Annotated in this window: 1 pseudogene; it reads right to left on the bottom strand. The window is 58.4% G+C overall.

Annotated elements, in window-relative coordinates:
• A pseudogene (locus IZU87_RS17425) lies at positions 1–204 on the bottom strand (IS3 family transposase); the annotation flags it as partial.
• Positions 205–317 lie beyond the last annotated feature (113 nt).

Raw genomic sequence — 317 nt, 5'->3', positions numbered from 1 at the left:
TGCGTGGCCCAAGCGATTGAGATAGGCTGACATCCTTCGTGAGCCATAGACCGGTGTGCGCAGATGTTCCGCGTCGATCAGACGCATTAACTCCAGATCATAGGCCCGTAGCGCCTTGCGCTGATAGCACATCGAGGAGCGACTGATACCGAGTAGCTGGCATTGACGTCGGAGGCTGATGCCGGGCGCTTGCGGCTCGACCATTGTCAGGCGCTGGGCCCGACTCAACGATCGAGCCTGCGTGACAAAAAATCCCGTTCCACCGTCAGCTTGCCGATCTCGCGATAGAGCGTATCGATCTCCTCTTGGGTCTTCTG

This window comes from Cobetia sp. MC34 (genome assembly GCF_018340035.1).
Taxonomy (GTDB): domain Bacteria; phylum Pseudomonadota; class Gammaproteobacteria; order Pseudomonadales; family Halomonadaceae; genus Cobetia; species Cobetia amphilecti.
This window is presented reverse-complemented; position numbering and strand designations above follow the sequence as displayed.